Source organism: Nostoc sp. UIC 10607, assembly GCF_047228265.1.
GTDB lineage: Bacteria > Cyanobacteriota > Cyanobacteriia > Cyanobacteriales > Nostocaceae > Nostoc > Nostoc foliaceum_A.
Genome location: NZ_JBIQNW010000122.1, coordinates 1 through 9,176 on the forward strand (window position 1 = coordinate 1; position 9,176 = coordinate 9,176).

At 45.0% G+C, this 9,176-nt stretch carries 6 protein-coding genes; 3 read left to right on the plus strand and 3 right to left on the minus strand.

The features are described 5' to 3' along the window. Nucleotides 1-162: 162 nt before the first annotated feature. On the minus strand, nucleotides 163-1,437 hold the full coding sequence (locus tag ACEYW6_RS34985; RefSeq protein WP_412983408.1) for a sensor histidine kinase: 1,275 nt from the start codon (nucleotides 1,435-1,437) through the stop codon (nucleotides 163-165). A gap of 50 nt (nucleotides 1,438-1,487) precedes the next feature. Continuing rightward, the gene (locus ACEYW6_RS34990) at nucleotides 1,488-2,162 is read right to left on the minus strand and encodes a response regulator transcription factor (RefSeq protein ID WP_412983409.1); all 675 of its coding nucleotides are present in this window, start codon (nucleotides 2,160-2,162) and stop codon (nucleotides 1,488-1,490) included. Between the two features lie 99 nt (nucleotides 2,163-2,261). Here ACEYW6_RS34990 and ACEYW6_RS34995 point away from each other — a divergent pair, with 99 nt between their 5' ends. The 3 genes from ACEYW6_RS34995 to ACEYW6_RS35005 all read left to right on the plus strand — a co-directional run bounded on the left by ACEYW6_RS34995 (nucleotide 2,262) and on the right by ACEYW6_RS35005 (nucleotide 7,585). Beyond that, on the plus strand, nucleotides 2,262-2,654 hold the full coding sequence (locus ACEYW6_RS34995; protein WP_412983410.1) for a hypothetical protein: 393 nt from the start codon (nucleotides 2,262-2,264) through the stop codon (nucleotides 2,652-2,654). A 244-nt stretch (nucleotides 2,655-2,898) separates the two neighbouring features. After that, entirely contained in the window at nucleotides 2,899-4,248 is a 1,350-nt protein-coding gene (locus ACEYW6_RS35000) for an efflux RND transporter periplasmic adaptor subunit (protein WP_412983411.1), read from the plus strand. 163 nt (nucleotides 4,249-4,411) lie between these two features. Further along, nucleotides 4,412-7,585 carry an efflux RND transporter permease subunit gene (locus tag ACEYW6_RS35005; RefSeq protein ID WP_412983412.1) on the plus strand — a complete coding sequence of 1,058 codons (3,174 nt, stop codon included), beginning with the start codon at nucleotides 4,412-4,414 and terminating at the stop codon, nucleotides 7,583-7,585. A gap of 401 nt (nucleotides 7,586-7,986) precedes the next feature. Here the strand turns inward: ACEYW6_RS35005 and fdhD are convergent, their stop codons facing one another. Next, entirely contained in the window at nucleotides 7,987-8,859 is an 873-nt protein-coding gene (gene fdhD, locus ACEYW6_RS35010) for a formate dehydrogenase accessory sulfurtransferase FdhD (protein WP_412983413.1), read from the minus strand. Nucleotides 8,860-9,176: the final 317 nt, after the last annotated feature.

Here is a 9,176-nt window from a genome sequence, read left to right on the forward strand (position 1 = left end):
TTATCATTTTCACTAACTGGCTTTTGAGTATTTTAGCTGATTGACAAAATGCACTTTTACTTAACCTGTCACGGGTGCCCTACGGGTGTACTGCGGAATGAGGGCGTATCTTCAGCAATTATCGGTGCCAAGCGTCTGGAACAAATTTTTGAATTATTTTTGTCAAAGTTTCAGAGGAAGGCTAATTTGAAAGGTGGAGCCTTGACCTAGAATACTATTTACAGTGATTTGCCCTCCATATCGTTGCACAATTTGTTGAGCGATCGCAAGTCCGAGTCCAAAGCCACCTGTTTGCCGAGATCGGACAGTATCTACACGATAAAAACGATCAAATATATGTGGCAAATCGCTGGACGGAATACCAATCCCGTTGTCTTGTACCTGAATTACCGCGTAGTGAGACTGAGTAAAAAGATACAATTGTATCTTACCGTCTGCTGGTGTGTATTTGAAGGCATTAGTCAGTAGATTAATTACAGCTTGTTTGAGCAAATTAGCATCGGCTTTTAACATGATCGGATGCTCTGGAAGGTGAGCATCGAAATTGAGATTTTGAGCAGGAGCTTGGGTGGTAAAATCCTGAGCAAGCGATCGCAATATCTCACACAAATCAACGGGTTTTAATACGGTTTCCGCAAGCGAACCATTATGACGCGACAGGAAAAGCAGATCATTGATCAGCGTACTCATGGACTTCGCAGTTTGGACGATGTTTTGCAACCGCAATCTTTGCTCCACGGGGTCTTCGGGGGGGATCAGGGCAACTTGGGCATTGCTCAATACCGTAGCAACGGGTGCGCGTAATTCATGAGAAGCATCGGCTGTAAATTGCTGCAATTGCTGATAAGCACGCAGGCTTGGCCGCATTGCTAATCCGCCCAAAAACCAGCCTGTAATGCCTATTACACCAAAGGTCACGGGAACCCCGAAAGTTAAAAACAAGCGAGCTTGGTTCAGTCCAACGCGTAGAGAGTTCATTGGAGCCGCTGTTTGGAAATAGCCAATCAGCACCTTACCTTCCAAAACAGGAAGTGTAACTTGGCGAACCCATGTTGTTGTACTAGATGACTCTGAGCCTATTGGTGTTTCTAATGTTTGAAATCCAGGTTCTGCGGTCAACTGTTTGCCACCCGATGAACCGATAAATTGCAAAAGTTGTTTATTAGAGTTATACCACCGCACGTACATTAGCCCGCCATTCAACGATGCATCACTTTCTACAGGAGTCTGGCCGCGCTGATTTTGCCATTGACTTTGATAAAGGGAGTATTGTGTTTTGGCAGCAAAGGTTTTACTTTGCGAAAAGAGTTCGTCGTCAAAAACCCGCAACTGTTCTTCTACACTCAGACAATAACCCACCCCTGCAAAAGCGAACAAAATTCCACCCATTGACAGGGCAAACCAGTGAGCGAGATTACGACGGCTATGATCAAACATTAGTCATTTGTAATTTGTCATTAGTTTTTCCTCCCCTGCTCCCTGACGGCTTAGAAAGGCGGATTTATTCGATAGCCCATCCGATGCACTGTTTCTATCCAATCTTTGACACCAATGGTCTGTAGGCGCTGGCGCAAGCGGCGAACCAAGGTAGTAACCGCGTTACTTTCTGGTTCCTCTCCGTAGCTCCAAAGGGCTTGCTCAATCTGGTTATGAGATAATACTTGGCGGGGATGACGCATTAAATACTCCATCAGTTGAAACTCCCGGCTAGAAAGTTGAGTTGTCAACGAACCAAGTTCCAGCGTCAAACTGGATAAATGAAGTTGCAAATCGCCCAAGCTAAGTATATCTCCTTGCCACATGGGCGATCGCCTTCCTAGTGCCCGGACTCGTGCCAATAACTCCAGAACATCTACAGGCTTTACTAAGTAATCATCGGCTCCAGCATCTAAACCCATTACTTTATCTAAAACCGTGTCTTTCGCCGTCAGCATCAATACAGGAGTCAGCTTACCTGATCGTCGATATACTTGACACAATTCTACGCCACTGACTTTAGGCAACATCCAATCTAGAATCAGCAAGTCATAGTCTTTACGAAAGGCAAACCATTGTGCTGTTTCCCCATCAGCGATCGCATCAACTGTATGCCCCACCTTCAATAAGGCTGCCCGCAGTGGCTCTAACTGCGATGGGTCATCTTCGACTAGTAAGATCAACATCCCATTTGCTCAGGTTGCCGTAATTTTTCCTTGCTAATTTTAGATTAAGGTAAAAGGATGACGCAAAAGTGACGGGAAACACTCAACCTTATACCTTCCATGCAGCAACTTCAATTTTTTCAAGCGTTGCGATCGTTAGGCTTTGTGTTTTGGTTGTCCTTGCCGTTGATTGGGTTAGTTTTTTGGCTGGGGAGCAGCTTTGTAGGAGATCGGATTTTAAGTCACTCCAATCTCACCAAGAAATATCTGCTAGCAGATACTCAATCGGCACGACAGATTATGAAAAGGATAGTAGCAATCAAGGTGGAAATTCTCCCCGAAGAAGGAATTTCACGGGTGAACGTTAAAACCAACAACTCAGTTCTCACAAGGATAGTATTTGAATTTCCAATAACAGATATAAGTAAACTTGAAGCCGCTCTTAGTCAGGAGTTAGGCTTACCACGCGATCGCGTTAAAGAACTAATAGTTGAATCCAATGCATTATTGTAGAGACGGCGATTTATCGCGTCTTTATGATAATTTATCGCGTTTTTGATTTATGCAAGAGGTCTATGACCAATGACTATCCTTGACATTTCTTTGTCATATTTATCCAATAAACTACAGAAAAGGTAACGTAAATTTACTTTTATCTAAATAATTGATTGTTGATAGCGAACATTGGACTATTCATTGTTCACTTTCAACGGTTAATAGTTAGCCCTTAACCCTCAGTAGCCCACCGTTAATCGCTATGGATACTTCTGAAACTGAAGTTTCAAAGGTTGAAACCCAATCAGATAGTTCTGTGCCTTCTGAGTTAGCACCGACTCGTTCGGGTAAACCTTGGTTCTGGAGATTGCTGATTCTATTTTTGGCAACCGGTGGCATTATCCTCTGGCGGATGTTCGCTCCTGGTGGCACACCACGCTCCTCTGTTGCACAGGAACAAGGGCCACCTCCAAAGCCAATTGAAACAATCTCCCTAGCAACTGGTAGTGCTACAAGAAGTGTCCAGTTGTTGGGACAAGTAGAAGCAACTCAGCAGTCAACAATCCGCGCTCAAACTGGCGGAATTGTCAAGCAAATTTCAGTGCAACCAGGCGATCGCGTGAAAGTCGGAATGGCGATCGCTTTACTGGAAGATACCGATCAGCAATTGGCAATTACCCAAGCACGAGCGCAACTGGCACAACAACGCAGCAATCTAGCACGTTTGGAAGTTGGCACTCGTCCTGAAATCATTGCTCAACGGCAAGCGGCTGTCACATCTGCGAAGGCGCGAGAACTGGAAGCACAGGATAATCTGAAACGAACTAGCGATCTTGTCAAAGAGGGTGCTTTATCTCAAAGATTGTTAGTGGAAGCCCAAGCACAATTAAATAACATCCAGGGAGAACGGTTAGAAGCCGAGGCAGAACTTGCCGAAGCTAAAGCTGGGCCGATTCAAGAAGAAATCGCCGCCCAACGGGCAAATGTAGAAGCAGCTAAAGCCAGTTTAGCTCAAGCAGAATTAGCACAGCAGCGCACGCGGATTCTGGCATCAGAATCGGGTATAGTGCAGACTCGTCATATCAGCAATGGTGATTTAGTCCAAAGTTCTGGTCAAATTGTCACCTTAGTAGCAGGCGATCGCTTCGATATTTTCCTAGAGTTACCTGAAGAACTCAGTGGTAAAGTTACCCCAGGGATGACAATCGATCTTACAACTCGCGCTCTACCGCAATGGAAACAACGCGCCACCATCACCGCTGTAGTTCCTTCTGCCGAAACTGCCTCCCGTCGCCAGCGTGTGCGTGTCCAAATTAACAAACCCCCGTCAGGATTAATACCAGGAATGGCGATCGCAGGCAACTTAAATATGCCCTCGAATCGCTCCAGCTTTGTGGTATCACGAGATGCATTAACCAGAAGACAAAACGAGTGGCTAGTTTTTGCAGTTGCAGATGGCAAAGCTAAACAAATTCCAGTCGAGATGGTTTCTGACATGGGTAAAAATGTCGCAATTTATCATCCCACTTTACGCACCGGTCAACGCATTGTGCTACGTGGCGGTGATGGATTGCAAGATGGTGCGCCTGTAAAGATAGTTGATCCAACTTAAAACATAGGTTGTACCACACTTCCATAGACTTCTTGCAGAAGTCGGTTAAAGAGAAAGAATCATCTCTTTCTCCTTTAGCCTTTCCTTCTTCAAAATACTGGAAACCCAGTTTAAATATAATTTTCTGAATTACGAATTACGAATTACGAATTACGAATTAGTTATGAGTTTTATTGAAACCGCCGTTCGTTGGCGACATGGAACTTTTGTTTTGTTTTGCTTGCTGGCAATGTTCGGGGTGTTCTCTCTACTAAAGTTACCCCTAGAATTGCAACCAGGAGGCGATCGCCCGGAAATTACTATTACAACTACATATCCCGGTGCAGGCCCAACAGAAGTAGAAGACCTAATTACCCGCCCCATTGAAGAACAAATGGAAGAGGTGCTAGGTGTCCAAGAAATTAGCAGTACTTCTCGGGCTGGACGCAGCAGCATTACCTTGGAATTTGCTCAAGATGCCAACGCCAGAGAACGGATGATCGATGTCCTCAACCGCTTGCAGCAGGTGGGAAGCTTGCCCCCAGAAGCGCAAGAATCGAATGTAGAACTGGTGGGTGGTAACAGTTCTCCGATGATGTGGATTCCGTTTGATACCAAAGACGGATTTAAACCGGATGCAGACCGTTATCGAGATTTAGCAGAAGAAGTGGTGATTCCCCGTTTGCGGCGAGTCGAGGGAACTGGACAGTTTTTGTTAGTGGGTGGACAAGAACGAGAAGTTGAAGTGAAGGTTGATCCGAAAGCATTAAGCGATCGCAATCTCGCAATTGGTGATGTAGTACGAGTCCTTCAAGAAAACAACCGCGATATTCGGGGTGGGCCATTAATTCTCGGACGACGGGAATATCGAGTCCGCACCATCAGCCGATCGCAAGATTTATCACAAATTGAAGGCTTTGTGTTGCGACGCGACCAATCGGGCACTGTTTACTTGCGAGATGTAGCAAAAGTCCAGATGGGACGCAAACCCCAAGATGGTGCGTTGGTGTTCAATGGCAAACCTGGGACAGCAATTGGTGTAATTCGGCAAATTGGGGCGAATGTGCCAGAGGTGGCTAAAGGCATTCGGGCGGAAATTGCTGCACTGCAAACTGAGTTTGACAAGCAAAATCAAGGCATTCGCTTTGTCTACAACTATGACGAGAGCCAGTATATCAATCAATCCATTGAATTTGTCCAAGGCAATTTAGTTAGTGGGGCACTGTTAGCAACTATTGTCTTAGTTCTGTTCCTTGGTTCCATGCGTACCGTTGCAGTGGTGGCAATTACAATTCCCATTACACTGATTATGGTATTTATTGTCATGTCTGCATTTGGACGCACATTAAACATCATCAGTTTGGCAGGATTGGCGTTTGCAGTGGGTATGGTCGTAGATAATGCGATCGTTGTGATTGAGAATGTCTTCACCCACATGCAGCAAGGTAAAAGTGCCATGCGGGCGGCGATTGAAGGTACTCAGGAAGTTTGGGGCGCAATGCTTGGTTCCACTTTAACCAACGTAGTGGTCTTTGTACCACTGTTAATGGTGACGGGTGAAGCCGGGCAACTCTATGCTGATATGGCGATCGCACTTTCTGCCTCTTCTCTATTCTCCCTGTTTGCGGCATTAACTTTAGTACCAATGCTATCGGGATTGTTCCTCAAACAATCGGAAGCCATGCAAATGATGCAGGGTGGTGAATATCGTGGTGGTAATTGGTTTGAGCGGATGGTAGCCAAAACCTCTGCGGTGTTTCGTCATTTCCAAACCAAACTGGAAAACTTTCTCGCTGCTACAGTTAGTTGGTCACTGGGACGTAAGCGTATTGGTCGCAGGTTAATTGTGCTGTCGATTCCGATTGTTTTACTCGTGACTAGTATTTTTCTTTTACCACCTGCCGATTATTTACCCGAAGGAAATCGGAACTTAGTTGTATTGCGGGCGGAACCTTTGCCGGGAACCAGTATACCGGAAGCGATTCGACAATCTGAACCTGTGCAAAAATTTCTGCGATCGCAACCAGAAGTTGAGCGCATCATGTATGTTGACCGTCCAGGAGCATTACGCGGTATTGCAACTATTTTAAAACCAGAATTTGCCACCACTACGGGACTCGCTGATATGGTGGATCGGTTACGGGCCCAAAGCAGTAACTTTGCTGGATACCGCTTTGTCATCCCAACGCGGATTTCTATATTCCGCGATCCGGGTAAAGAATTTGAAGTAGATATTGTTGGGGCTGATTTAAACCAAATTGGTGACTTAGAAAAGCAAATTACCGCAAAATTGCGATCGCTTCCAGGGGTTCAGAATGTGCGGTCAAACTTCGTATTGGGTGCAGGAGAATTACAAGTAATTCCCAACCGAGAACGCATCGCGGAAGTAGGACTTTCGGAAGCAGAAATTGGTTCAATGGTAGAAGCAGCATTGGGCGGTCGAGTTGTTTCCAATTACATTGATGGCAAAGAAGAACTAGATGTTTCAGTGGAACTGCAAAATACTGCTGTGGAAACCCCAGAACAACTGCGCCAATTGCCTCTATATGCACAAGGACGACAAGTGCAACTGGGTGATATCGCCGAAATCCGTGAAACTACGGGAGCCGATGCCATTAACCATGTCAATTTAGAGCGCTCCATTAGCCTCACTGTCTCCCTTGCACCAGATGCCCCCCTTGCTACGCTGGTAGAACGTACCGAAGAAGAAATTCTGACTCCTCTGCGTGCAAGTTTACCAACAGGCTATCGGCTAGAACTAGCAGGTTCAGCAGATCAACTAGCAACAACTGTTGGTCAATTAGCTGCTGCATTTGCAGTTTCAATTTTGATTACTTACTTATTACTAGTAGCGTTATATCGCTCATTCCTTTACCCAGTGGTGATTATGGCAACAGTGCCGATGGGTATGAGTGGCGCACTATTGAGCCTAGTGATTGCCAACATGATTCCGGGAATGAATGTGGCATTGGATATGATTACAGCCTTGGGATTTGTGATCCTTACAGGTGTGGTTGTTAACAACGCCATTTTGCTAGTTGATCGCGCCTTACAACTCCAGCAAGCAGGTGAGGATTTTGATGCATCCTTATATAATGCGACAAGCGATCGCTTACGTGCCATTTTCATGTCTGCTGGAACTAGTGTGTTGGGGATGTTACCGCTAGCAGTTCTACCAGGTCAAGGTTCAGAGTTATATCAAGGATTAGGTATTGTCTTAACAGGTGGTCTAGCTTTTTCGACTATTTTGACTCCTACTGTTGTACCCGCACTTATGGGTTTACTACATGATATATCTGGACGTAAATCGCCGCGATCGCCATCTGCAAAAAAGCCGGACAAACTAGCTACTAACTAGGGTATTGACTTTGTGGGAAAATCGTTGAAAAACTTCATTTTAAAGGCATTTTCCCTTAATTTCCATCTTCGTACAGAATTGGTAAGTAGCTAGGCGTAAATAAATCCAAGTTTGTAGTAAGGACTTTAGTCCTGAGAAACCTTGCTACGAGCGATGAATCGCTCACTACAAACTAGAATTTTCTTGTATCTTTAATTATGCCTACCTACTTATATAGCAATACGGTTCAGTTAAGGCTAAAACTCTTTGTCAAAGTCAATTTTTTTTACGAACCACAGAGACGCAGAGGGCACTGAGAGAATAAAGAAATGCTTAACTGAACTCTATTGACTTATATAGCGATTCCCATTCAGATGCGGTACAACATTACATCACGAGGTGTAGGGGCACTGGCCGTGCCCCTACGGGTGTACCTCACGTAAACGAGAACCGCTCTCAGCAGCGTTTATTCTTTGCAAACCAGTGTAAACATTGAACCGTTCTCCGCGCAGGAATCCAATTAAGGTAATCCCGAATTCCTTGGCGACAGACACCGCTAAACTACTGGGAGCGGAAACAGAACAAACAATCGGAACTCCGGCAGTTGTAGACTTTTGCAAAATCTCAAAACTAGAGCGTCCGCTCACCAAAACAATACAATTATTTAAAGGTAACTCATCACTGAACAAAGCTGAACCAATCAATTTATCCAAAGCATTGTGTCGCCCAACATCTTCCCACAGATTTAACAGTTGTCCTTGAATATTAAAGCTAGCCGCAGCGTGCAAACCCCCTGTAGCTGTAAAGATACCTTGAGCAGCCCGGAGCTTGTCTGGTAGGCTGTAGATAATCTCAGGCGTTACCGTTGGCCCAGAAGGAATCACTGGACATCCCCGCAAACGCAAAGCTTCAAGGCTAGCTTTACCACACACTCCACAGGCGCTACTAGTGTAGAAATGACGCTCTAAAGGCTGTAAATCTGGAATCAAACCATCCCGCAGTTCTACATTTACAATGTTATGGCGTTGCTCACCATCTACCGATTCATCCACACAGTAGCTGATACGTCGGATATCTTCCTTGTGGCTAACGACTCCTTCACTGTAGAGGAAACCAGCAGCTAGTTCAAAATCTGCCCCTGGTGTCCGCATGGTTACAGCTACCGTCTTTTGGAGAGGAACGAGGCGAATTTCTAAAGGTTCTTCGGTGGTGAGTTGGTCTAAACGCGATCGCACTTTACCATTTTCCACAACCCAAACTTGCGCTTTAGTTTTACTGCCAGTTTGTCTATTCATTATCTAGAAAATTTTAGGCATGATCAATTTTTATAAATTTTTTCGCTCAATATTTAATTCTCCCTGTTTTGCTGCTAAATGATCGGCTCTTTGTTTTTCTTGTTCGGCACGTTGCACCTGTTGTTGAGCAAAACGATTTGTCACCTTTAGCACCGAATTTCAAGTACTGTATTCTTTTATATAGCGGTTCCCACTCAGATCCGGTACAACATTAGATCACGAGGTGTAGGGGCACGGCAGTGCCTATTGGTGTCAACTTAACGTAAAAGCCAGTCTCTAACAAGCTTTTAGAGATTGACTCTTGTCTCGTTCCCAGT